The following is a 23,071-nucleotide window of genomic DNA, read 5'->3' as shown; positions in this document are numbered from 1 at the left end:
GGCTGCTGTCAGCCGGTCATGTCCCGGCGTCTCAGCCCCGCCAGCCCGGCGGACGCCAAGACCACGGCCAGCCCGAGCAGGATCAGTACCGGCCCCCACTCCATCCCCCCGCCCGGCAGCTTCGGCAGGTGGCCGAAGGGGGAGAGGTCCAGGACGAGTCGGGGGGCGTTCAGGGCCGGGCCCACCCAGCCGACCAGCAGGACCGCCACCGCCACTCCCCAGGCCGCCGGGGCCAGCCGGGGCGCTACCCCGTACAGCAGCAGCGCCAGTCCGCCGATCACCCAGACCGCCGGGAGCTGGACCAGGCAGGCGCCCAGCACCGGGCTCGCCTCCCTGCCGTAGCCGACCGCGAAGCCCAGTCCTGCCAGCAGCATGATCAGGGCCGAGCCGCCGAAGGCGATCGTGAGGTGGCCGGCCGCCCAGCGCAGCCGGCCCACCGCACAGGCCAGCAGCGGTTCGGCGCGGCCCGCGGTCTCCTCGCCGTTCAGCCGGAGGACCGACGCCACGACGTACAGCGCGGCGATCAGCCCCAGGATCCCGACCATCGAGGCGAGGAACGCGTTCGTCACCCCGCTCTGGCCACCCATCCGCTCGAAGATGTCCCGGGCGTTCTCGTTGTCGCCGACCAGATCGGCCGCGCCCTCCGCCAGCCCGCCGAAGACCACGCCCGCCAGGAAGAAACCGAGCGACCAGCCGAGCACCCCGCCCCGCTGGAGCCGCCAGGCGAGCGCGGCGGCGGAGCCGAGGCCGCCGGTGGCCGGGCCCGGGCGGGCGGGGAAGAAGCTCATCCCCAGGTCACGGCGGCCGGCCAGGACGTAGGCCACCCCGGCCTGCGCCAGCACCGCGGCCGTGAACAGCGCCAGCACCCACCAGCGTTCGGCGGCGAAGGGCCGCAGATTCTCCAGCCAGCCCAGCGGCGACAGCCAGGTCAGCGGTGACGACCCTCCCCCCGTGCTGGAGGCCTGGGAGGTACCCCCGCCGCTCGCCGAGTCGCCCGCCGCGCGCAGCACGAAGGCCGCTCCCAGCACCGCCGACGTCAGGCCCCTGGCCAGCCGCGCGCTCTCGGTCAGCTGCGCCGCGATCGCCGCCGCCGTCGCGAAGACCATGCCGGTGCCGGCCAGGCCGAGCCCGAAGGACAGCGCCCCGGCGACCCCCTGTCCCGCCAGGCCCGCCGTGATCAGCAGGGCCAGCACCCCGTTCGCCACGGCCGCCGCCAGCAGGGCCGCCGTCAGCGACGCCCGGCGGCCCACCGCGCCGGACGCCATCAGCTCGGCGCGGCCGGTCTCCTCCTCCTCGCGGGTGTGGCGTACGACGACGAGCAGGCTGGTGACGGCCGCGAGGGCACCGGCGTACACGCCCACCCGCCATGCCGTCAGACCGCCGAGCGAGGTGTCGTAGAGCGGGCCGATCAGGGCGCGGAAGGAGGCGTTGGTCTGCAACTGGCTGACGAGGTGGGTGCGTTCGGACTCCGTGCCGTACAGGGTCTTCAGCGTGTTCGGCATGGAGAGGACCATCAGCGCGTTCACCGCGATCCAGACCGGTGTCGTCACGCGGTCGCGGCGCAGCGCGAAGCGCAGCAGGGTGCCGGTGCCCGTGAGGGTGGTCATCGGGCGGCCGCCTCGTCCTGGTAGTGGCGCATGAAGAGTTCTTCCAGGGTGGGCGGGGTGGAGGTCAGGGAGCGTACGCCGGTCTCGCTCAACGAGCGCAGCACGGCGGTGAGTTGCTCGGTGTCGACCTGGAGGCGGATCCGGTGGCCCTGGATGTCGAGGTCGTGCACGCCGGGGAGACGGGCCAACCCGTCGGGCGGGCCGGCGAGTTCGGCGGTCACGCTGGTCCGGGTGAGATGGCGCAGGTCGGCGAGTGAACCGGACTCGACCGTACGGCCGTTACGGATGATGCTGACGCGGTCGCAGAGTTCCTCGACCTCGCTCAGGATGTGGGAGGAGAGCAGGATCGTACGGCCGCGGTCGCGCTCCTCCTCCACGCAGCGCCGGAAGACCTCCTCCATCAGGGGGTCCAGGCCGGAGGTCGGCTCGTCCAGGATCAGCAGGTCCACGTCCGAGGCGAACGCGGCGACCAGGGCGACCTTCTGCCGGTTGCCCTTGCTGTAGGTGCGGCCCTTCTTGGTGGGGTCCAGTTCGAAGCGCTCGAGCAGATCGGCCCGGCGGCGGGCGTCGAGGCTGCCGCCGCGCAGCCGGCCGTAGAGGTCGATGACCTCGCCGCCCGAGAGGTTGCGCCAGAGGGTCACGTCTCCGGGGACGTAGGCGATCCTGCGGTGCACCGCCACGGCGTCCTTCCAGGGGTCGCGGCCGAGGATCTGCGCGGCGCCGGAGTCGGGGCGCAGCAGGCCGAGCAGGACCCGGATGGTGGTGGACTTCCCGGCGCCGTTGGGGCCGAGGAAGCCGTGCACCTCGCCGGCCTCGACGTCCAGGTCGAGGCCGTCCAGGGCGTGGGTGCGGCCGAAGGACTTGTGGAGCCCGGCGACCGTGATTGCCTTCGTCATGGTTCAGAACGTACGCTGTCTTCAGAAAATTGTGAAGTTAAGGAAGTGTAGAAACCCCCGCTAGGCTGGTGACCATGACTACGGATGCGATGGGGCGCGATCAGGAGGCCGTCTCGAAGTTCGTCGAGAGCTTCGCGGCACAGCTCGTCGAGGCCGGGATGCAGCGCATGCCGGCCCGGATCTTCGCGGCCCTGTTGTCGTCCGACTCGGGCACCCTGACCTCGGCGGAACTGGGGGAGCAGTTGCAGGTCAGCCCGGCGGCGGTGTCCGGCGGGGTGCGCTATCTGGCCCAGCAGCACATGGTCGCGCGCGAGCGGGAGCCGGGGTCCCGGCGGGAGCGGTACCGGGTGCACAGCAACCAGTGGTACGAGGCCCTCACCAGCCGGGAAGCCGTGATCAAGCGGTGGGAGGGCGCGCTGCGGGAGGGCGTGGGCAGCCTCGGCGCCGACACCCCGGCGGGGCGGCGGATGGCCGAGACGCTCGCGTTCTTCGAGTTCGTGGACGGGGAGATCGCGGCGATGATGGAGCGCTGGCGGGTGCACCGGGACGAGCTCTTCGGGCGGGAGTGAAACGCCCCGTCAGCCGTCAGGTGGTGCCGTCCGACGGCCCCTCGGGCGGTGCCGTCAGCTGCTCCCGCAACCGTCCGTGCCGGAACTGGTACACCGCTCCGGCCCGCCGCAATGCCCTTCGGTCGCACGCGTCCTCGAGGAACGTGACCAGCCGCCAGGGCAGCCGGCCCGTCAGCGGCAGCCAGACGCGGGCGAGTGCGATCCACTGCCCCCATGCGGTCAGACAGAGCCCGTACCCGAGGCCGCCGGCGAACGCGCCCTCGATGCCGAAGACGAGGCCCTGCTGGAGGCTGCGGAGCGGGGTCTCGGTGAAGCTGCCTGCGAACCAGGCGATGAAGCCGAACACGATCGCCCAGACGAGGATGTGGGCGTGGACGTTCCGCCGGTTCACCCGCAACAGGCCGACGCAGCTCACGGACTTGTCCAGGTCGACCGTTGCCTCCAGCCACGCCGTGATGCCGAGCACCAGCCCGGTCCCGAGACCCACGATGAGCGGGAACTGGGCCGCGGACACCAGCCCGCCGCCGAGCCCGTCGTCGAGTCCGAGCCACGGCACGACGGAGCGGTCGACACCGACGATGGCGACCGCGCCCGCCAGAGCGACCAGTGAACCGATGGTGATCCTGCTCAACAACTTCTCCCCCAGCCGCCGTTGGGCATCACGGCGGAAGGTGATCTCGATCGGTGACGGTTTCAGCAGGTCGTTGCCGCTCGCCCGGTGGTAGATGAAGCCGAACGCCGCTCCGATCAGCAGCCCGTGCAGGGAGCCGACGACCAGCCCGCGCCGGACGGCGAAGCCGAGCCCGTGCGAGGTGGCGACCAGGTCGACGGGGATGTTCCCGACCGCGGTGACGAAGGCGAAGGACAGCCCGGCGAGGAACGCGATCACGGCGGTCCGCTGCCGCAGCGGCAGCGTGGTGCCCAGTTCCCACCAGGCCAGGTTGCGGGTCTTGCGCTGCTCCAGGTCATGGGCGAGGTAGGTGAGCCAGCGTTGGGCGCGTCGCGCCTGCGACGGGCGCCGGTACACCGAGGGGAGGAACGCGGTGAGAAGGTGCCGCTCAAGGCGGTCCGGGGTCGGGAACTCCGCGGCGTCCAGCAGCGCATCCGGGCCGCTGGTGCCGCGCTCGCCGTGGACGGCCGCGGCCAGGGCGACCATCAGCGGTGTGGAGAGCGCCCGGCGCAGTGGACCGTCTGGGTTGGCGTCCATGTCGTCCAGCACCGGGTCCCACGCCGACTTGGCGTCCGGGGGACTGCTGAACCGGAGATACGTCACCGAGTCGGCCGGAGGCAGATCGGCCAGTCGTACGACGGCGGCCTTGTGCAGCCCCCTCCCCTTGACCGCGTTCTTGTACTCGCCGTAGCGGCTGGTGAGGACCAACGGCAGGGAGGTCTCGGAGAGCTGCTTCAGTGCGGTCCCGCGGAGGCTTTTGGAGATCTCGTCGAAACCGTCCAGGACGGGCAGGATCAGCCCGACGCTCACCAGCTTCTCGGCCAGCGTCATCTCCCCGTCGGGGTCGACGGCGGTCAGCCAGGGCTGGTCACGGCTCAGCTGGTGACTCAGCCGGTCGTTCAGCGGTTCCTCCTCCGGGTTCCACGAGGCGAGACTGAAGATCTCCGGCACGGGTGCGCCGGCGGGGCGTTTCCTGAGCCACTGCAGCACGAACTGCATGGCCAGCACGCTCTTTCCCGAACCGGCCCTGCCCAGCACCACCAGGCGGCCGGACGGGATGCTCTCGTAGAACTCCGCGATCCCGTTCAGACCTCCGCTCAGGTTCCCCTCGCCCCGGTCTTCCCAGATGAGTTCCGGGTGATCCCTCGCCAACGTCTCGTCGTTCGGAGGCTCCCAGCGCACGGGCAGCAGCTGGGGATCCCTGATACCGAGCTGTGTCTCCTCTTCTTGCCGGCGTTGCCGGACGAACTCGGCCAACTGGTCGGCTTTCGCGAGCAGTCCGCTCTGAGGTCGCTCGGTGTAGGTGTAATTGTTGTTCTGCACCCCGATGGATCCGGCGACGATCTGCGTGCCGTCGCCGTACTGGTTCGCATTCATGCTGCGCGGCGGCTGCTCCTTCCCGCCCGCCGTGCCCTCAGCCATCGTCACCCCGGCGTCGCCGGAACCACATCGCGCTGCCCACCGCGGCCAGGGCCACGATCAGCACGCCGGCCGCCGCGCGCAGCGCGACCGGGAAAGCCGTGCGGTCCTGCGCGCTGGAGCGCAGGTCGGAGCGGGCCTTGGGCGCGGCGAAGGTCGGAGCGCCGCCCGAGGCGGGCGACGCCGACACCGATGCCGTAGCGCTCGCGGTGACCGAGCCGCTCGGGTCGGGGCTGCGGGAGGCGCCGGGGTGAGTCCCTGAGGTCCCCTTACCTCCCTGACCCCCCGCCCCCGTCCCCGAGCCGGACCCGGAGCCGGACCCCGCCCCGGCCCCCGACCCTGACCCGAATCCCGAGCCACGGCCCCCGCCCCCTGTCCCTGTCCCCGTCCCCGACGCCGTGGGGGACGGCTGTCGCTGCGCTTTGGGCAGGATCCGGAACGACGCCAGAACCTTGTCCTGGTCCGAGTCCACGCTGCACGACGCGTTCACCGTGCCCAGCGGGGTCGTGCTGCCGTCCGCCCGCCTCGGCGTGACGCTCAGGTTGATCGCGCCGACGACGATGCTCGCGATGCCCGCCTTGGTGAAGGTCAGCGACGGCGCGGTCCCGTTCGCCGGGACCGTCATGGATCCGGAGGACGGGATCTGGGTCACGGGCACGTCCATCGCCATGGAGACGGGGACGTTCCCCTGCGGTGCGGCCACGACGGCGGTCACCTTCGCCGTGCCCTCGAGGCTCGTCGCGCCGGCCACCCGCAGCCCTTGCGGGATGAGCGCCCCGACCGTCGCCGACGCGGTCACCGGCAGTCGGGGAGTGGGCCGGCCGACCACATGGGTGTCCGAGACGTTCCACACGACCGAGGCCGTCATCGACTGGCCGCTGAGGATCCCGAAGTCGCAGGTGTACTGGAAGGTGCGGGGAGCGGGTGCCGCGCTCGCGGCCCCCGGTGTGACGGCGAGGAGGACACCGGCCACCCATGCGGCGACCGTACGTCCGGCTAATGCGGCGACCGTATGCCCCGCTCGTAATTCACCTGACATGTGCGCACCTTACGGACGCGGATGCGAGGGCGTCTGCCCGGACGGTGGGACCTTCACTCCGCTTCCACGAACCGTCGGGCGCACGCGCCCCCTACCGCTCCTTCGTCTCCTCCAGCACCGTCCGTCCCAGCAGCGCGTACCGCTCCGGCGACCGGTGCTTGAGGTACTGCGCGTAGCCGACGCCCGTCGCCGCCACCAGTGCCACCAGCCACGGCGTCGCCTTCAGCAGCAGCGAGCCGGACTCGGTGCCGGCCGCGACGCCCATGTTGGACACCAGCAGGACGACCACGGCGAGCATCGCGACGCCGCCGATGAGCGGTGCGGCGAAGGTCCTGAACCAGTGCCGGCTCTCGGGGTGGTTCTTCCGGAAGTAGACCAGCACCGCGAACGAGCACACGGCCTGCACGACCAGGATCGCCATCGTGCCGAGGATGGCGAGGAGGACGTAGAGGGCGTTGTACGGGTCCTTGCCCGCGGCCCAGAACGCCCCGATCAGGACGGCCGAGATCACCGTCTGGACCAGGCCCGCGATGTGCGGGGAGCCGTGCCGGGTGTGGGTGCGGCCGACGGTGTTCTGGAGCGAGGGGAGGACCCCTTCCCGGCCCAGCGCGTACATGTAGCGGGCGGCGCAGTTGTGGAAGGCCATGCCGCAGGCCAGTGAGCCGGTGACCATCAGCCACTGCATGAGGACGACCGCCCAGTGGCCGACGTAGTGCTCGGTGGGGTTGAAGAAGAGGGCGAGCGGGTTCGCGGAGGAGGCGGCCTTGACGGCCTCCGTCTCGCCGTTGCCGATGATGGCCATCCAGGAGACGAAGACGTAGAAGACGCCGACGCCGAGGACCGAGATCATCGTCGCCTTGGGGATGATCTTCTTCGGGTCGCGGGACTCCTCGCCGTACATCGCCGTGGACTCGAAGCCGACCCACGACCAGAAGGCGAAGAAGAGACCGAGCCCCGCGGACGTGCCCTTGAAGGCGTTGACCGGGTTGACCGGGCCGAAGGTGAAGCCGTGCGGGCCGCCGCCGTGCAGGGCGACCGAGATCGCCATCGCGGCGAGGACGGTCACCTCGGTGCCGAGGAGGACGACGAGGAGCTTCTCGGCGACGCTGACGCCGAACCAGGTGCCGGTCGCGTTGATGGCGAGCATCAGGATCGCGAACGCCCACCACGGGACGTCAAGTCCGGTCTGGTCCTTCAGGGTTGTGTTGGCGAAGACCGAGAAGATGCCGATCAGCGCCGGCTCGAAGACGGCGTAGGCGAAGGTGGCGAGCAGCCCCGACGCCAGGCCCGCGGTGCGGCCGAGACCGTAGGAGATGAAGCCGTAGAAGGCGCCCGTCGATGTGATGTGCTTCGCCATCGACGTGAAACCGACGGAAAAGATTGCCAGGACGACCATTGCGACGAGGTAGCTCGCCGGGGCGCCGATGCCGTTGCCGGACGACACCATGAAGGGCACGTTGCCGGTCATCGCGGTGATCGGCGCGGCGGTCGCGACGGCCATGAAGACCACCCCGAGCAGGCCGATCGCGTTGGGCTTCAGCCGGTGGACCGTGCCGTCCCCGTCTGTCTTCGCCGCTGGGGCGACTCCCTCGTCCACTGCCATCGGGGTGGCCCCTCTCCTGCTGATCGCTGGCTGTACTGGACCGGAACTCTGTAGCCCGAATGAGTCGGTAGAGGGTCTCGGTGCGTTAAATGTTTGTCAACCAGACCTTTAGAAATCCGGCCGCAACACCCGGCCCGTACGGTCGCCGCCATGAGCACGTACACGGCCACCCTCGGCGGCGAACGCCACCGCTTCGACTCCCTGGCCCGCCTGCTGGCCGCCGCGAGTCCGGAACGCTCCGGCGACCGGCTGGCCGGCCTCGCCGCCGCGAGCGCGCGGGAGCGGGTCGCGGCCCGCTGGGCGCTGGCGGAGGTGCCGCTCGCCACCTTCCTGACCGAGCCGGTGATCCCCTACGAGACCGACGACGTGACCCGGCTGATCCTCGACACGCACGACGCGGCGGCCTTCGCGCCGGTGGCCGGGCTGACGGTCGGCGAGTTCCGGGAGTGGCTGCTGGCCGCCGACACCAGGGCCCTCGCCGCGCTGGCGCCCGGGGTCACGCCGGAGATGGCCGCCGCCGTGTCCAAGCTGATGGGGAACGCGGACCTGGTGGCCGTCGCCCGCAAGGTGCGGGTGGTCACCGCCTTCCGCTCGACGATCGGCCTGCCCGGCCGCCTCGCCACCCGCCTCCAGCCCAACCACCCCACCGACGACCCGGCCGGAGTGGCGGCCGCCCTCCTGGACGGTCTGCTGCTCGGCTCCGGAGACGCGGTGATCGGCATCAACCCGGCGACCGACAGCCCGAAGGCGGTACGGGACCTGCTGGAACTCCTGGCCGGAGTGATCGACCGCTACTCGATCCCCACCCAGTCCTGCGTCCTCTGCCACGTCACGACGAGCGTGGACCTGATGGAGCGCGGCGCCCCGGTCGACCTCGTCTTCCAGTCCATCGCCGGCACCCAGGCGGCGAACGCCTCCTTCGGCGTGACCCTCGGCCTGCTGGACGAGGCGCACGAGGCGGCCCGCGGGCTGGGGCGGGGCACGGTCGGCGACCACGTCATGTACTTCGAGACCGGCCAGGGCAGCGCCCTGTCGGCGGACGCGCACCACGGCGTGGACCAGCAGACGGTGGAGGCACGGGCGTACGCGGTGGCCCGCCGCTACCGGCCCCTCCTGGTGAACACCGTCGTGGGCTTCATCGGCCCGGAGTACCTCTACGACGGCCGGCAGATCCTGCGGGCCGCCCTGGAGGACCACTTCTGCGGCAAACTCCTCGGCCTGCCCATGGGCCTGGACATCTGCTACACGAACCACGCCGACGCGGACGACGACGACATCGCCACCATGCTGACCATGCTGGCCGTCGCGGGCGCCTCCTTCGTGATCTGCACACCGGGCGGAGACGACATCATGCTCAACTACCAGTCCGCCTCCTACCACGACGCGCTCTACCTGCGGGAGGTGCTCGGCCTGCGCCCGGCGCCGGAGTTCGAGGCGTGGCTGGAGTCGATCGGGCTGCTGGACGGGGACGGCGGCCTGCGCGAGGTCGGCGGCCATCCGCTGACGGCGATCGGAAGGGAACTGGCCGCATGACCGACCTGACCGAGGCGCCCGCCGCCGGACCCGACGACCTGTGGCCGCTGCTGCGCCGCCACACCCAGGCCAGGATCGGCCTCGGCCGCTCCGGTTCCGCGCTCCCCACCCGGCACCGGCTGGGCCTCCAGTCCGCGCACGCGGCCGCCCGGGACGCGGTGCACTCGCCGTTCGACCCGGACGCGGTGGCGGCGGGGCTGGCGGGGCTCGCGACGGTACGGGTCCGCAGCGCGGCCGGCGACCGGGCGACCTACCTCCAGCGCCCCGACCTGGGCCGCCGGCTGCACCCCGTGGACCGGGCGCACCTGCCGGCCGGTGACTGGGACGTCGTCTTCGTGGTCGCCGACGGGCTGTCCAGCCGGGCGGTGCACGAGCACGCGGCGGCGATGGTGCGGGCCACCGCGGCCCGCCTCCCCGACCGGCGCATCGCCCCGGTCGTCCTGGCCGAGCAGGCCCGGGTGGCCCTCGGCGACGACATCGCCCACGCGATGGGTACGGCCCTGGTGGTCGTCCTGATCGGCGAACGACCCGGGATGTCGGCGGCGGACTCCCTGGGCGCCTACCTGACGTACCGGCCGGTGCCGGGCGTGACCACGGACGCGGACCGGAACTGCCTGAGCAACATCCGGCCGCCGCTGGGGCTGACCTATGAGGTGGCGGCGGGCAAGCTGGCGGCGTTGCTGAGGCGGGCGCGGGAGCTGGGGGTCACGGGCGTGGCGCTGAAGGACGAATCCGAACCCGATCACGGGAACGTGCCCGAGCGGCCCCACTGAGCCGCGGCCGTCCCACGCCACCAGGAGTTCTCCCGCGCCGCGGGGTGGCACGGGGAGTTCTCCTGCGTCGTGGGGTGGCACGGGGAGTGAGCCGCCCGCGCCGCCGAGCCCGCTGCTACGGGGCCCCCGGCACCGTGAGCCCCCAGGCGCCCTCCACCACCCGCCAGGTCCGCCGCCGTACCGGACCCGTCACCCCCACGTCGGCCCGGTACCGGAAGTCCGCGCCCGTCACCGTCACCGTCCGCCCGGCGGCCCGTACCGGCGTCGCCTCCGCGCCCACCGACAGCGGTCGTACCTCCACCTCGGCCAGACCGTCGCGGCCGCCCGGGGTCACCGAGATCCCCTCCACCGGCTGGTCCAGGTCCACCACCGTCTGCCCGTCGACCTCGACCCGCAGCCGCGCGGGCCCGGGGCGGGGCACGGCCGGTATCGGGCGGGCGGACAGGGACCGTACGAGGGTCTGGTACGGCCGCAGCCACCCCCGGGCCGCAGCCGGCACCGCGGCCACCGGCACCGCCGCCAGCGGCGGGATCCGCAGCGCGCCCAGCACCACCCCGTCGCTGTCGTCGACCAGCAGGTCCAGACGCCGTTCCACCCCGTCCAGGACGGCCCGCGCCGCCGCCACGGCACCGGTGGGCACCCCCAGCGCGTGCGCGACGCCCAGCGTGCCCCCCACCGGGACCACGGAGAGCACACATCCGGCCAGCTCCCGCTGCCGGTGCAGAAAGGTCACCGCACGGATCAGCGCGCCGTCGTCGCCCACCACCACCGGCCGCCGCGACCCCCTGCGGGCCAGCGCGCGGGCGAATTCCTCGGGCCCGTCCGGCAGACACACCTTCGTGGTCGCACCCGCGCTGAGCACGTCTTTCGCGATCCGGACGGACTCACCGTCCGTCTGCAGTGCCGCCGGATCGATGATCACCAGCAGCTGATCGGACGTCGCGAATGTCGCCACCTCGGTCGTGCCTCGCTTCCTCGGGTAGCATCACTGTGCAAGAGCCCCTTGCGCTATTGCGCCAGGGGCTTCGTCTATTCCGGGGCATCCGGTCCGACGGTTGTGCGGCCAAAGACGGTCGCGGTGGTACGCGGCGCCGAACCTTACGCGTACGCCCCTGACCTTGGACATGCCCCGCCCGGAAGGGGTGTACGCGCGTGCCCGCACTTGTGCTGCTCGGTGCTCAGTGGGGTGACGAAGGCAAGGGAAAGGCGACGGATCTGCTAGGCGGCTCCGTCGACTACGTGGTGCGTTACCAAGGTGGCAACAACGCCGGCCACACGGTCGTCGTCGGCGACCAGAAGTATGCGCTCCACCTCCTCCCTTCCGGAATCCTCTCGCCTACTTGTGTTCCGGTCATCGGCAACGGTGTCGTCGTCGACCCGTCGGTCCTGCTCTCCGAGCTGAGCGGTCTGAACGAGCGTGGCGTCGACACGTCCAAGCTCCTGATCAGCGGTAACGCACATATCATCACGCCGTACAACGTCACCGTCGACAAGGTGACGGAACGCTTCCTCGGCAAGCGGAAGATCGGCACGACAGGGCGCGGCATCGGGCCGACCTACGCGGACAAGATCAACCGCGTCGGCATCCGGGTCCAGGACCTCTACGACGAGTCGATCCTGACCCAGAAGGTCGAGGCGGCCCTCGACGTCAAGAACCAGGTCCTCACCAAGCTCTACAACCGGCGCGCGATCGCCATCGAGCAGGTCGTCGAGGAGCTGCTGACGTACGCGGACAAGCTCGCCCCGTACGTCGCCGACACGGTCCTGGTCCTCAACCAGGCCCTGGAGGAGAACAAGGTCGTGCTCTTCGAGGGCGGCCAGGGCACGCTCCTGGACATCGACCACGGCACGTACCCCTTCGTCACCTCCTCGAACCCGACGGCGGGCGGTGCCTGCACCGGCTCCGGCGTGGGTCCGACGAAGATCAGCCGGGTCATCGGCATCCTGAAGGCGTACACGACCCGCGTCGGCGCCGGTCCGTTCCCGACCGAGCTGTTCGACGCGGACGGCGAGGCGCTGCGCCGGATCGGCGGCGAGCGGGGTGTCACCACCGGCCGGGACCGCCGCTGCGGCTGGTTCGACGCGGTGATCGCCCGTTACGCGACCCGCGTGAACGGCCTGACCGACTTCTTCCTCACCAAGCTCGACGTGCTGACGGGCTGGGAGGAGATCCCGGTCTGCGTCGCGTACGAGATCGACGGCAAGCGCGTCGAGGAGCTGCCGTACTCCCAGACCGACTTCCACCACGCGAAGCCGGTCTACGAGACCCTGCCCGGCTGGTCCGAGGACATCACCAAGGCCAAGTCCTTCTCCGACCTCCCGAAGAACGCGCAGGCGTACGTCAAGGCCCTGGAGGAGATGTCCGGCGCCCCGATCTCCGCGATCGGCGTGGGCCCGGGCCGCAACGAGACGATCGAGATCAACTCGTTCCTGTAAGTCGTGTTTATACACGTCCACTTGGGCCGGTCTTGGGAATCCTTGACCGGCCCTTGGGTCTTCCGTGGTTACGCCGGTAACGGGCGAGGGTCAGCATCTACGCGGGTAGCCCGCCGCGCCCCGCACGCCACTCCCGTCCTCACCGCCCTTCCAGGAGTCCTGAATGCCCGTCAATCCCATGAACCGCCGTGAGTTCGTGCAGAAGTCGGCCGTCACCGGCGCCGCCGTGGCCGTCGCGGGAACCGTCGGTGCCGGCACCGCCCAGGCCGCCGAGTCCGGGCACGGTCACCCCAAGCCGCCGAAAGCGCCCAAGACCTGGAGCTTCTCCATCCTGGGCACCACCGACCTGCACAGCCACGTCTTCAACTGGGACTACTACACCAACGCGGCTCCCGTGGACTCCAAGGGCAACACCTACGGCATCGCGCGCATCGCCACGCTGGTGAAGAACATCCGCAAGGAGAAGGGCGAGGACCGGGTCCTCCTCGTCGACGCCGGCGACATCATCCAGGGCACGTCCCTCGCCTCCTACTACGCGAGCGTCGACCCGATCACGGGCAAGGACGGCAAGCGCGGCCCCAAGCACCCCATGGCGATCGCCATGAACGAGATGCGCTACGACGCGGCCGCCCTCGGCAACCACGAGTTCAACTACGGCATCGAGGTCGTCCGCACCTTCGAGAAGCAGTGTCACTTCCCGCTGCTCGGTGCCAACGCCCTGGACGCCAAGACGCTGAAGCCCGCCTTCCGGCCCTACACCGTCAAGCACATCAAGGTCCCGCACGGCCCGGACATCAAGGTCGGCATCCTCGGCCTCACCAACCCGGGCATCGCCCTGTGGGACAAGGACAACGTCTCCGGGAAGATGGCCTTCACGGGCCTGGTCGAGCAGGCGAAGAAGTACGTCCCGCGGCTGCGCGCCCTCGGCTGCGACGTCGTCTTCCTCACCGACCACTCGGGCCTGGACGGTTCGACGTCGTGGGGCGACGAACTCCCCTACGTGGAGAACGCGTCGAACCTGGTCGCCGAGCAGGTGCCCGGCATCGACGCGATCCTCGTCGGCCACACCCACGTCGACGTCCCGACGTACACGGTGAAGAACGCGGAGACGGGCGAGGACGTTCTGCTGTCGGAGCCGTACTGCTACGGCTACCGCCTCTCGGTCTTCGACTTCGAGCTGGAGCACGTGCACGGCTCCTGGAAGGTCACCAAGAAGACCGCCACCACCCTGAACAGCAACACGGTCGCCGAGGACCCCCGGATCACCGAACTCCTCACCGCCGACCACGAGTTGGTGGTCAAGTACGTCAACACCGCGATCGGTACCAGCACCGTGGCGATGACGACGGCGGAGGCCTGCTGGAAGGACGTCCCCGCCATCGACTTCATCCAGCAGGTCCAGATGGACGCGGTGAAGGCGGGCCTGTCGGCGGCGGACGCCGCGCTCCCGCTGATCTCGGTGGCCGCGTGCTTCAGCCGTACGGCCACCATCCCGGCCGGTGACGTGACGATCCGCGACGTGGCGGGCCTGTACGTCTACGAGAACACCCTGTACGGCAAGAAGCTCACCGGCGCCCAGGTCAAGGACTACCTGGAGTACGCGGCGAAGTACTACCACCAGGTGCCGGCGGGAACGGCGGTGGACACCGCCACCCTCACCAACGCCAACAGCTTCTGGGACTACATGTACGACATGGCGACCGGCGTCGACTACGAGATCGACATCGCGGCGGCCGAGGGCTCACGCATCAAGAACCTGACCTACAACGGCACCGCGGTCGCCGACGACCAGGTCTTCGTCGTCGCGGTCAACAACTACCGCGCCAACGGCGGCTCCGGCTACCCGCACATCGCCGCCGCGGAGATCGCCTACAGCTCCACCAACCAGGTCCGCGACCTGATGGTCGCCTACGCCACGGCGAAGGGCACCATCGACCCGTCGACGTTCGCTGCGACCAACTGGAAGCTGACGCAGGGCGGCACGCCGGTCTTCTAGCGCTTCTTCCAGCCCTCGCCGGTTCATCCGGTGGTGGCCCCACCTCTCGGGTGGGGCCACCCTGAGAACCCGCTCCGGCCTGTGGCACTGGCTGACCTGGGACATCCCCGCCACGGACACCCAGCTGGGCGCCGCCCTGCTGACCGGCGCGGTGGCCGGCACGAACGACGCCGGCCAGACCGGCTACCTGGGCACCTGCCCGCCGGCCGGCGACATCACCCACCACTACCGGAGCACGGTCTACGCCCTGGAAACCCCGAGCCTGCAACTGCCTGCGGTGACGCCGGTCGCGAGCACCGAGTTCACCATGTCGAGCCACGTGCTCGGCACGGCCACCATCACGGCAACGGCCCGCCGAGCCGCCTGACGGTCACTTCCCGGCGTGCGCACCGGCCCAGGCGGTGGGGGAGACGGCGAGGCTCATGGAGGCACGGTCAACGAGATTGCCCCCGCAATGCGCCAACACCGCTCCTGGCGTCGTCGGGCCGTGTGGCCGGACTTCCGTGAACCGGATCAGCGATCCGGTGGCCCTCCGAACGGTCTTGAGGGTCGGGGAACAGCGTGAGCTGGTCACCTGGGCGCAGTCGAGTCTTGCCGCCTGCATGAGGCGTGCTCGCTGTCCTGGGCGGGCTCGCGGTCCCACACATCCTCGGGGCGTGCACGGTCTGGCCGGTAGCTCTCCGCAGCACCATCCGCTGGTGGTGAGCGGTCACACCTGGCCGACGCCGTGCCCGGTGCCCGAGGGCGCGTCGTCCGATCGCCACCGAGGCGCCATGGTGCCGGGTGACGTGTGTCCTGGTCTGTTGCTGGAGTGGGGCCTTCCAGTACTTCTCGCCCCAGATCGAGGTGTAGGCGGGGTCCACGGCGATGACAAGCAAACCTTGGTGGTAGGCCATGCCACGCAGCCGTTCTCGGAAACGCGCTGTGGGAATCCCGGACACAGTGCGGCGGAAGATTTTGCCTCGGCGTCCGCGGCCCATGGTCTCCCGGCCGATGTCGCGTGCATCGGCAAAGCCAAGGTTCTCCACCGCGATCCCCGCACAGCCGTGTTGCCGGGCGATGCCGATCAAATTGGTGATGGCTTGGCGTAACCGTCCGTCCCGGGTTGCGGTGGGACCGGTCAACTCCAGCCGAATCCGATGCGGTTCACCGACAGGGTTGCCGTGCGCATCGACGACATAGGCAGCCAGATGGTCGGCGTTGAGGTCTACGGCGAGTAGCCTCGCTCCGAACGCCTGAATCTCCTCCGGGCCGAGCAGGTCTCTCTTGCCGGCCGACCAGGATGCGTCCAGGTACCAGCGGCCTCGCGCGGCGTCGTGGACGATGTCGTAGCGCACGGCGCGGTGGGCGGTCACCCGGTCCAGCCACTCATGGCGTCGGTGGTGGAAGGTGACCGTGCACGACAGCCGGTACCGCCCGCGTGGGGCGTTGGCCAGATGGCGCAGTGGCTCCGGCAGCACCAGTGTGACCGAACCGTCTTCGGGGGTAACGGTGATGGTGTAGTTGCCGTGTGGGGCGCCAGACTCGCCGTCGGCGGTCAAGAAAAGCCGGGCAGCGTCCCAACGCCTTCGCCAGTCGGTCTCGCTCATGGCGGCGTCGGCGAGGTAGTGACGGACCCTGGCCAGTCGGTGCCCGCCCACTGTGATCGACGGGCGTCCTTCCTCGATCTGCCGTTCCACTACCGCCAGTCGGCTTTCGAGGTTCCTCAGGTGTCGCTGTTTCTGCCAGCGCTCGGCCTGGTCCGCGTATCCACGGACCCGTACCTGCCTGTGGCCGCACGCCACCGACAGCCGCTGCTCGATCGTCCGGATTCGGCGCCGCAGACCGGCTCGCTCGTTCATTAGGCAGCGCATCGACAACTGGTACTGGTCCTCCGACGCGCGGGTCATCGCCCCTGCCCACCGCGACGAGGAGACAGCAGTCAGCTGCTTCTTCCGCCCGGTGCGGTCGGTCAGCTGTGCCGCGACATTCCCGATCCGGACACGTGTGGCGAGGTCGGTGCGCTGGTGGTGGCCCAAGTGCTCGCCCACTAACACCAGTACTTCTGTATCCGTCGCCGTCAGGTCCTTGAGCCGGTCCCGGATTCTCGCCCCCGACGGCGCAGTCACGGTGAACGGGGCGGCAATCGCGCACAGCTCATGTTTCCTTCCTCGCTTGCGCGCCACCGTCCGGTCCCCTCCCTTGATTGCATCGAACGCATCCCTCGCTACCGATCATGTATTCCACATATGAGTAAGAACGTGGGAATCGGCCTGGTTCACCTGATCGAGCGGCGCCTGGGCAAACTTGGCGCACAGCCGCACAACGCCACCGTATTGCTTTCGTGTCAGGAGCTGCCCTGCGATGGAACGGGCCGCAATCCGGTCTGCGAGGTATTCGAGAGGTGGGGCGAATTTGGCTCACCGGCGGGTGGGCCGCGGAAGGTTCACCCCGCGGAACGCGGAATGAGCATGCGGGACCTCGTGGCAGAGCTGGCCGGGGCCACGCCCACCAACGAAGAGCTGCGCAAGCGGTACGAGGAGACGAGGGCGTACGTCGAGGAGCACTTTCTCGGCCGGCCCTACACCGAAGAGGACGAGAGGGCCGGCGAACAGCTCTGGGCCGACATCGAGTCGGGTCGTATCGGGGAGGTCCAGTGACGGGGGAGGAGCGGTACCCGCTGCCGCGTGCCGTCATCTTCGACGACACGGCGGCCCTCGCGCCCGGCGCCGGGAACAGCATGGCCTCGCGGCTCGTCGTCGAGGCCGAGAGGACCCAGCGCCGCGGGTCTACATCCCGGCGGTGAGCCTGGCCGCTGCCGAGCGGGAGCGGGCCGGTGTCGCCGAGCACGTCGGAGCCCTGCCGTCCGTCAACATCGAAGCGCTCGACTTCGCGGCGGCCACCGCCGTGGGCAAGCGCCTGCGCGCGGCGGAGGACGGCAAGGACGAGCCCGACTGGAGCGGTGCCCATGTGCTGCACCTCGCCCTGCCGACCGTCGAATGGCCGCGCGGCCGTGCCGTACTGACCAGGACCCCGACGCGCTACCGGGGCACCGGCATCCGCGCCATCCGCATCGTCGGGCAGAACTGACGTAGGTAGGTCGGCCCCCTTCGTCTCAGCTGAACACGATCATCGAGCCCTGGGCCAGACTCCGCGTCGCCGCCGCGTGCAGGCCGAGCCAGACGTGGCGTTCGCGGGCGAAGGGGCTCGGGTCGTAGGGGGCCGGGTTCGCCGGTTCCTCCAGGTCGGTGGGGGCGGAAGGGGCCTGCGGGGCCGCCGGCGGGTTCGCCGGGTCGATGCCGATCGACGGGGCGACGTACTCCAGCTCGCGCAGCAGGCTCTGCGAGGAGCCCAGCGGGCCGCCGCTCGCGAGGAGTTCGTCGCTGGAGAGCGGGTTCGGGAAGTCGACCGGCACGTACGCGCCCGCGTGGTCGTAGTGCCAGACCAGGTGCGACTGCTGGGCCGTCGACTCGAACATCTCCAGGAGCTGCTCGTAGTCGCCGCCCAGGTCGTCCACCGGAGTGACGGGCAGACCGCAGACCTGGAGGAGATAGACGCGGCGCAGGAAGTGGAGCGCGTCGTAGTCGAAGCCGGCCACCGGGGCGACCTCGCCGGACAGCCCCGGCATGTACTGGTACACCGGCACCGGCGGCAGCCCGGCCTCGGCGAGCACCTTGTTGTATTGCGCGAGTTCCTCGGCGAACGGGTTGTCGGGCGTGTGGCACAACACGTCGACGAGCGGTACCAGCCAGAGGTCACAGGCCAAAGAGGGCTCCTCGTATCAGCGCGATATCAGCGCGTTCACGGCAAGTGTTCAGCTAGGTGGTCAGGGAAGAGTAATCGGTGCGGCGCCGGTCAGCTCCCCTCGTGCAGGTCCCATACCCAGACCCCACCGGTCCACTTACCGGGTTTTCCGGTCAGAGCCCGGAGCGCCTGCCGCAGCTTGTCGTCGTTGGGCTGCGGGGCGACCACCAGGACGCCCGCCTTCCAGTACGCGAAGTCCTTCGCCGCCTGCGCCCGCCAGTTCTTGCCGATCACCGGCACCTTCCCGGTGTAGCGGACGTCACGCAGCATGGTGGAGGTGTAGCGCGGGACGGCACCGTAGATACCGATGCGGTCCTCGCCGTAGGGGCCGTTGAAGTATCCGCCGGGGACCTTGAAGCCGAGGTCCGCCGTCGTCTGCCAGTGCAGCGCCTCCGCGTACCCGGGATCGGGGAGGGGGAGGGGGACGAGGGACTCGCCCTTTCCCACGTACGACTTCCACATCCCGCTCGTGATGAACTCCGGGACCGCCGTCCGCTGCTCGGACTTGAGGGGGGCGGGGACGATCGGGAGCAGCGCGAGCGCGATGGCGAGCAGGCCGAAGTACTGGGTGCCGATACGGCGGGTGCCCAGCACCTTCTCGAGCGCGAGCGCGAGCAGCACGCCCAGCGCCGGGGCGCAGATCATCGCCACCCGGCCCTCGATCACCGACTCGAAGAGCGGCAGCTTCCGCACCAGCGCCCAGGGGCCCGGATACACCGTGTCCGTCAGCGGGATCCGGATCTTCGGGCCCAGGGACAGGACCGCCGCGGCCAGGGACGTGAACGCCAGCGCCTTGACCAGGGGCCGCGACCACAGCCGTACCACGATCGCGAAGGCGAGCAGGACCAGCGGCCAGCCGTAGAAGGCGTTCTGCTCGGTGGGGTTGAGGGCGAGCTCGTTGGCCCGGCCCGCGTCCCCGAAGAGCAGCGAGCGCTCGGCGAAGGCGAGGAGCGAGAGCGGGCTGTTTCCGGCGTTGTCGCCGTGCAGGACGCTGTGGTAGCTCTGCGGGCCGCTGAACTGCCAGTACAGGGGGTAGATCACGAGCGGCAGACAGACCGCTCCGGCGATCAGCAGGCCCTTGCCCAGCGGGCGCCAGGACTCCTTGGCCACCTGCGGTCGTACGGCCGCGTAGGCGACGGCGAACAGCGCCATGCCCAGCGCCGCCAGCAGGAACGGCTCCTCGCCCAGGAAGACCTGGTAGGCCGCCATCAGGCCGAGCACGATCCCGTCCCGCCGGACCCGGGTGCCCGCGGCCAGGCGCAGGGCGCGGTCGATGATCAGCGGGACCATGAACAGGATCACGAAGTTGGGGTGCGCGTTGGCGTGGCTGACCATCGGCGGCGCGAAGGCCGCGAGGGCCGCGCCGAGGAAGGCGGCACCCCGGTGCCGTACCACCCGCTTCACGATCAGCCAGTACCAGGCGACGGCGGTAGCGGCCAGGCCGAGCGCCATGCAGACGCTGAGCGAGACCGCCGGTCCGGCGAGCAGCGTGAGCGGGGCGAAGGGGACGGAGACGCCCAGCATGACGGTGTTGGCCATCAGGTTGACGCCGTCGGGGAAGTTCTGGAGGTCGGAGAAGAACGGGTTCCGGAAGTGCGCGAGGTTGTCCGCGGTCACCGCGAAGAACCACTCCCACTGGTTCTGGTCCTGGAGGGAGTCGGTGAGATAGCGGTGGCCCGGGTCGAAGAAGCGGCCCGAGTAGAGGGCGATCGACAGGGCCAGGAAGAGCACCGGGACCAGCAGGTCGGCCGGGCGCAGGCGGCGCAGCCGGAGGCGGGCCAGGTCCGCGAGGACCTTCGGGTAGGCCAGTGGGCCGACCTTGGAGCCGGGCTGGTGGCTCCAGCGGACCGGCACCTCGGCGATGGATCCGCCGTCCCGGTGCAGATGCTGGAGGACCTCGACGTCGATGCCCCAGCCGTCGAGACGGGAGTCGGCGAAGGCCTCCCGGGCCCGGTCGCCGTCGAACAGCTTGAAACCGCACTGGGTGTCCTTGATGCCGGGCACCGCGGTGGCCCGTATCAGCAGATTCCCGGCGCGGCCGAGCAGCTCGCGCAGCCGGTGCTGGTGGTCGGATATCTCCGCGCCCGGCACCGCGCGCGAGCCGATCGCCGCCGCGTACCCCTCGCTGAGCGCCTTGTCGAGCGGCTCCAGCTCCTCGATCGGGGCCGCGAGGTCGGCGTCGGTGACCAGCACCCGGCGGCCGCCGCTGGCGGCGACCCCGAGGCGCAGGGCGTTGCCCTTGCCGCGGTTGCGGTCGGCGGCGACCAGACGGACGTGCGGATGCCCTAAGGCCGCGACCTCGCGCGTCCCGTCGGTGGAACCGTCGTCGGAGATGATCACTTCCCAGGTGCCGAAGCGGGACTCGTTGTCGGCGAGGTAGCGGGTGACGGCGTCGAGCGTCGGGCCGAGCCGGCCCTCCTCGTTGTACGCGGGAATGACCACGGACAGGTCGACGGTCTCCGGGGGCGCGGTCATCCGTTCTCCGACAGACGCTCGATGAGGGCGAGGGAGTGTGTGTTGTACGCGGCGACGATCCCCCGGGCGGCCTCGGTGTCCCGCCGGGACAGCGCGTCGACCAACTCGGTGTGCCGGGACCACAGATACCCGCGTAGATCGGGGAGGCGGCGCAGCTGCTGCACCGCGCACACCCAGGACTGCACGCGCAGCCGGTGCAGGAAGTCGCCGAGGTAGGGGTTGCTGAACAGCGCGGACAGTTCCCGCCAGAAGCGCAGGTCGTAGCCGATCAGCACGGTGAGATCGCCGGCGGTCGCGGCCCGCTGGGCCTCCTCGCCGCGTCGGCGGACCGCGGCCAGGGCGGCCGCGACCCGCGGCTCCTCGGGATCCTTGAAGGCGGGGTGACGGCCGTCGGTGAGGGCGTGGAACATACCGTCGACGACCAGGCTGCGGGCCTCGATCATGCCCCGGTAGTCGGCGAGGGTGTACTCCGGGACCCGGAAACCGCGGTGCTGGTCGGCGTCGAGGATGCCCTGCGCGGACAGGTCGACCAGGGCCTCGCGGACCGGCGTGGCGGAGACCCCGTACTGCTCGGCGATCTCCTTGACCGTGAACTCCCGGCCCGGCTGGAGGCGCCCCGCGAGCACCTCGTCACGGAGCGCGTCCGCGATCTGCTGGCGCAGCGTACTGCGGGTCACAGCGCCGTTGCCGGGCATCGTCGGGTGCCTCTCCTCACGCGTTCGGGTGACGTGCTCGCTTACGTGTACATCTACGAGCACGCCACCTTACGCGTTCGGGTTCCATGAGCGCCCCTTCAGGGGCGCGGGGAACTGCGCGCTCGGCCCCCACTCACCCGCACCCGAAATCGGCGCCCCTACACCGTGTACTCGTCGGCCACGCTCAGCGCGGCGTCGAGCGCGGCGAAGCCCTCCTTCAGCTCGGCCTCGGTGACGTTGCACGGCGGCACGACATGCGTCCGGTTCATGTTCACGAACGGCCACAGACCCTGCTGCTTGGCGGCAGCCGTGAACGCGGCCATCGGTGCGTTGGCCTCCCCGGCCGCGTTGTACGGCACCAGCGGCTCCCGGGTCTCCCGGCTCTTCACCAGGTCCAGCGCCCAGAACATGCCGGTGCCGCGCACCTCGCCGACGCTCGGGTGCCGCTCGGCGAGCGCGGCCAGGGCGGGCCCGACGACGTCCGCGCCGAGCCGCTTGGCGTTCTCGACGACGCCCTCCTCCGCCATCACGTTGATGGTGGCGACGGCGGCGGCACAGGCCAGCGGATGCCCGGAGTACGTCAGCCCGCCGGGGTAGGGCCGCCTGGCGAAGGTCTCGGCGATCCGCCCGCTGATGGCGACGCCGCCCAGCGGCACGTACCCGCTGTTCACGCCCTTGGCGAAGGTCATCAGGTCGGGTACGACCCCGAACAGGTCGGCGGCGAACCACTCACCCGTGCGCCCGAACCCGGCCATGACCTCGTCCAGGACGAAGACGATCCCGTGCTTGTCGCAGATCTCCCGGACACCGGCCAGGTACCCGGCGGGCGGCACCATGATCCCGGCGGTCCCGGGGATGGTCTCCAGGACGATCGCCGCGACCGTGCCCGGCCCCTCGAACGCGATCGTGGTCTCCAGGTGCTCCAGCGCCCGCGCGGTCTCCTGCTCCTCGGTCTCCGCGTAGAAGCGGGAGCGGTACAGGAAGGGCGCCCAGAAGTGCACGACCCCGGCGGCGGCACCGTCGGAGGCCCAGCGGCGCGGGTCACCGGTGATGTTGATCGCCTGCTGGGTACCGCCGTGGTACGAGCGGTAGGCGGACAGCACCTTCGGGCGGCCGGTGTGCAGCCGGGCCATGCGCACGGCGTGCTCGATCGCGTCCGCGCCGCCGTTGGTGAAGAAGATCTTGTCCAGGTCGCCGGGGGTCCGCTCGGCGATCAGCCGGGCCGCCTCCGACCGGGCCTCCACGGCGAAGGCCGGCGCGAAGGTGGTCATCTTCGCGGCCTGTTCCTGGATCGCGGCGACGACCTTCGGATGCTGGTAGCCGATGTTGGTGAAGACGAGCCCGCTGGTGAAATCCAGGTAACGCCTGCCGTCGTAGTCCCAGAAGTACGACCCTTCGGCGCCGGCCACGGCCAGCGGGTCGATGAGGTCCTGCGCGGACCAGGAGTGGAAGACATGCGCACGGTCGGCCGCCTTGACGGCGGCTCCGGCCTGGGGATTGGGCTGAGGGGTCATGGCGCCGAGCCTAGGAGTGTCCGGTGCGGACGCGATATCGGCGACATGTTCCATGGCCAGGGA

20 protein-coding genes are annotated in these 23,071 nt (G+C 70.5%); 9 read left to right on the top strand and 11 right to left on the bottom strand.

The genetic code is table 11. The annotated features are described in order from the left end of the window. Window positions 1–8: 8 nt before the first annotated feature. Together ACWGJB_RS23235 and ACWGJB_RS23230 are read right to left on the bottom strand one after the other, a co-directional pair. Window positions 9–1,607, bottom strand: a complete 1,599-nt coding sequence (locus tag ACWGJB_RS23235; protein ID WP_453382035.1) for an ABC transporter permease — start codon at window positions 1,605–1,607, stop codon at window positions 9–11. Next, window positions 1,604–2,503: an ABC transporter ATP-binding protein gene (locus tag ACWGJB_RS23230; protein WP_453382034.1), complete on the bottom strand. Its 900-nt coding sequence runs from the start codon at window positions 2,501–2,503 to the stop codon at window positions 1,604–1,606. Before ACWGJB_RS23230 ends, ACWGJB_RS23235 begins: the two co-directional genes overlap by 4 nt. A gap of 74 nt (window positions 2,504–2,577) precedes the next feature. Between ACWGJB_RS23230 and ACWGJB_RS23225 the strand changes: the two genes are divergently transcribed. Beyond that, entirely contained in the window at window positions 2,578–3,072 is a 495-nt protein-coding gene (locus ACWGJB_RS23225) for a GbsR/MarR family transcriptional regulator (RefSeq protein WP_453382033.1), read from the top strand. 16 nt (window positions 3,073–3,088) lie between these two features. Here ACWGJB_RS23225 and ACWGJB_RS23220 read toward each other — a convergent pair whose 3' ends face one another. The 3 genes from ACWGJB_RS23220 to ACWGJB_RS23210 all read right to left on the bottom strand — a co-directional run bounded on the left by ACWGJB_RS23220 (window position 3,089) and on the right by ACWGJB_RS23210 (window position 7,803). Continuing rightward, window positions 3,089–5,164 (bottom strand): NACHT domain-containing protein, encoded by a 2,076-nt coding sequence (locus tag ACWGJB_RS23220; protein ID WP_453382032.1) that lies wholly within the window; start codon window positions 5,162–5,164, stop codon window positions 3,089–3,091. Next, complete coding sequence (locus tag ACWGJB_RS23215; protein ID WP_453382031.1) at window positions 5,157–6,134, bottom strand: DUF6801 domain-containing protein; 978 nt, start codon at window positions 6,132–6,134, stop codon at window positions 5,157–5,159. The genes ACWGJB_RS23220 and ACWGJB_RS23215 overlap by 8 nt, the downstream gene beginning before the upstream one ends. Window positions 6,135–6,291: 157 nt before the next feature. Next, on the bottom strand, window positions 6,292–7,803 hold the full coding sequence (locus ACWGJB_RS23210; protein WP_453382030.1) for an APC family permease: 1,512 nt from the start codon (window positions 7,801–7,803) through the stop codon (window positions 6,292–6,294). Window positions 7,804–7,953: 150 nt separating this feature from the next. On the opposite strand from ACWGJB_RS23210, the gene ACWGJB_RS23205 reads away from it, so the two are divergent. Both ACWGJB_RS23205 and eutC read left to right on the top strand, forming a co-directional pair. Then, complete coding sequence (locus ACWGJB_RS23205) at window positions 7,954–9,336, top strand: ethanolamine ammonia-lyase subunit EutB (protein ID WP_453382029.1); 1,383 nt, start codon at window positions 7,954–7,956, stop codon at window positions 9,334–9,336. Further along, entirely contained in the window at window positions 9,333–10,109 is a 777-nt protein-coding gene (gene eutC / locus ACWGJB_RS23200) for an ethanolamine ammonia-lyase subunit EutC (protein WP_453382028.1), read from the top strand. The genes ACWGJB_RS23205 and eutC overlap by 4 nt, the downstream gene beginning before the upstream one ends. 115 nt (window positions 10,110–10,224) lie before the next feature. Here the strand turns inward: eutC and ACWGJB_RS23195 are convergent, their stop codons facing one another. Then, window positions 10,225–11,064, bottom strand: a complete 840-nt coding sequence (locus tag ACWGJB_RS23195) for a diacylglycerol kinase family protein (RefSeq protein ID WP_453382027.1) — start codon at window positions 11,062–11,064, stop codon at window positions 10,225–10,227. A gap of 197 nt (window positions 11,065–11,261) precedes the next feature. Between ACWGJB_RS23195 and ACWGJB_RS23190 the strand changes: the two genes are divergently transcribed. The 3 genes from ACWGJB_RS23190 (at window position 11,262) to ACWGJB_RS23180 (ending at window position 14,908) form a co-directional block, all read left to right on the top strand. Continuing rightward, the gene (locus ACWGJB_RS23190) at window positions 11,262–12,545 is read left to right on the top strand and encodes an adenylosuccinate synthase (protein ID WP_453382026.1); all 1,284 of its coding nucleotides are present in this window, start codon (window positions 11,262–11,264) and stop codon (window positions 12,543–12,545) included. A gap of 163 nt (window positions 12,546–12,708) precedes the next feature. Then, window positions 12,709–14,541 (top strand): bifunctional metallophosphatase/5'-nucleotidase, encoded by a 1,833-nt coding sequence (locus ACWGJB_RS23185; protein ID WP_453382025.1) that lies wholly within the window; start codon window positions 12,709–12,711, stop codon window positions 14,539–14,541. Window positions 14,542–14,566: 25 nt separating this feature from the next. After that, window positions 14,567–14,908 (top strand): YbhB/YbcL family Raf kinase inhibitor-like protein, encoded by a 342-nt coding sequence (locus ACWGJB_RS23180; RefSeq protein WP_453382237.1) that lies wholly within the window; start codon window positions 14,567–14,569, stop codon window positions 14,906–14,908. Window positions 14,909–14,975: 67 nt separating this feature from the next. Here ACWGJB_RS23180 and ACWGJB_RS23175 read toward each other — a convergent pair whose 3' ends face one another. Next, the gene (locus ACWGJB_RS23175) at window positions 14,976–16,706 is read right to left on the bottom strand and encodes a hypothetical protein (RefSeq protein ID WP_453382024.1); all 1,731 of its coding nucleotides are present in this window, start codon (window positions 16,704–16,706) and stop codon (window positions 14,976–14,978) included. Between the two features lie 279 nt (window positions 16,707–16,985). Here ACWGJB_RS23175 and ACWGJB_RS23170 point away from each other — a divergent pair, with 279 nt between their 5' ends. From ACWGJB_RS23170 to ACWGJB_RS23160, 3 genes are read left to right on the top strand one after another with little or no spacing between them, the layout of a single operon-like run. Then, the gene (locus tag ACWGJB_RS23170) at window positions 16,986–17,180 is read left to right on the top strand and encodes a hypothetical protein (RefSeq protein WP_453382023.1); all 195 of its coding nucleotides are present in this window, start codon (window positions 16,986–16,988) and stop codon (window positions 17,178–17,180) included. Beyond that, complete coding sequence (locus tag ACWGJB_RS23165; protein ID WP_453382022.1) at window positions 17,177–17,326, top strand: hypothetical protein; 150 nt, start codon at window positions 17,177–17,179, stop codon at window positions 17,324–17,326. The genes ACWGJB_RS23170 and ACWGJB_RS23165 overlap by 4 nt, the downstream gene beginning before the upstream one ends. Then, complete coding sequence (locus ACWGJB_RS23160; RefSeq protein ID WP_453382021.1) at window positions 17,323–17,610, top strand: hypothetical protein; 288 nt, start codon at window positions 17,323–17,325, stop codon at window positions 17,608–17,610. Before ACWGJB_RS23165 ends, ACWGJB_RS23160 begins: the two co-directional genes overlap by 4 nt. A gap of 25 nt (window positions 17,611–17,635) precedes the next feature. Here the strand turns inward: ACWGJB_RS23160 and ACWGJB_RS23155 are convergent, their stop codons facing one another. From ACWGJB_RS23155 to ACWGJB_RS23140, 4 genes are all read right to left on the bottom strand, one after another. After that, a complete protein-coding gene (locus ACWGJB_RS23155) occupies window positions 17,636–18,286 on the bottom strand; it encodes a hypothetical protein (RefSeq protein ID WP_453382020.1) in 651 nt (216 codons plus the stop codon). A gap of 89 nt (window positions 18,287–18,375) precedes the next feature. After that, window positions 18,376–20,799: a dolichyl-phosphate beta-glucosyltransferase gene (locus tag ACWGJB_RS23150; protein ID WP_453382019.1), complete on the bottom strand. Its 2,424-nt coding sequence runs from the start codon at window positions 20,797–20,799 to the stop codon at window positions 18,376–18,378. After that, on the bottom strand, window positions 20,796–21,494 hold the full coding sequence (locus tag ACWGJB_RS23145; RefSeq protein WP_453382018.1) for a GntR family transcriptional regulator: 699 nt from the start codon (window positions 21,492–21,494) through the stop codon (window positions 20,796–20,798). The genes ACWGJB_RS23150 and ACWGJB_RS23145 overlap by 4 nt, the downstream gene beginning before the upstream one ends. 158 nt (window positions 21,495–21,652) lie before the next feature. Then, complete coding sequence (locus ACWGJB_RS23140) at window positions 21,653–23,008, bottom strand: aminotransferase class III-fold pyridoxal phosphate-dependent enzyme (RefSeq protein WP_453382017.1); 1,356 nt, start codon at window positions 23,006–23,008, stop codon at window positions 21,653–21,655. Between the last annotated feature and the right edge of the window lie 63 nt (window positions 23,009–23,071).

Source organism: Streptomyces sp. NPDC054813 (genome assembly GCF_053611365.1).
This window is presented reverse-complemented; position numbering and strand designations above follow the sequence as displayed.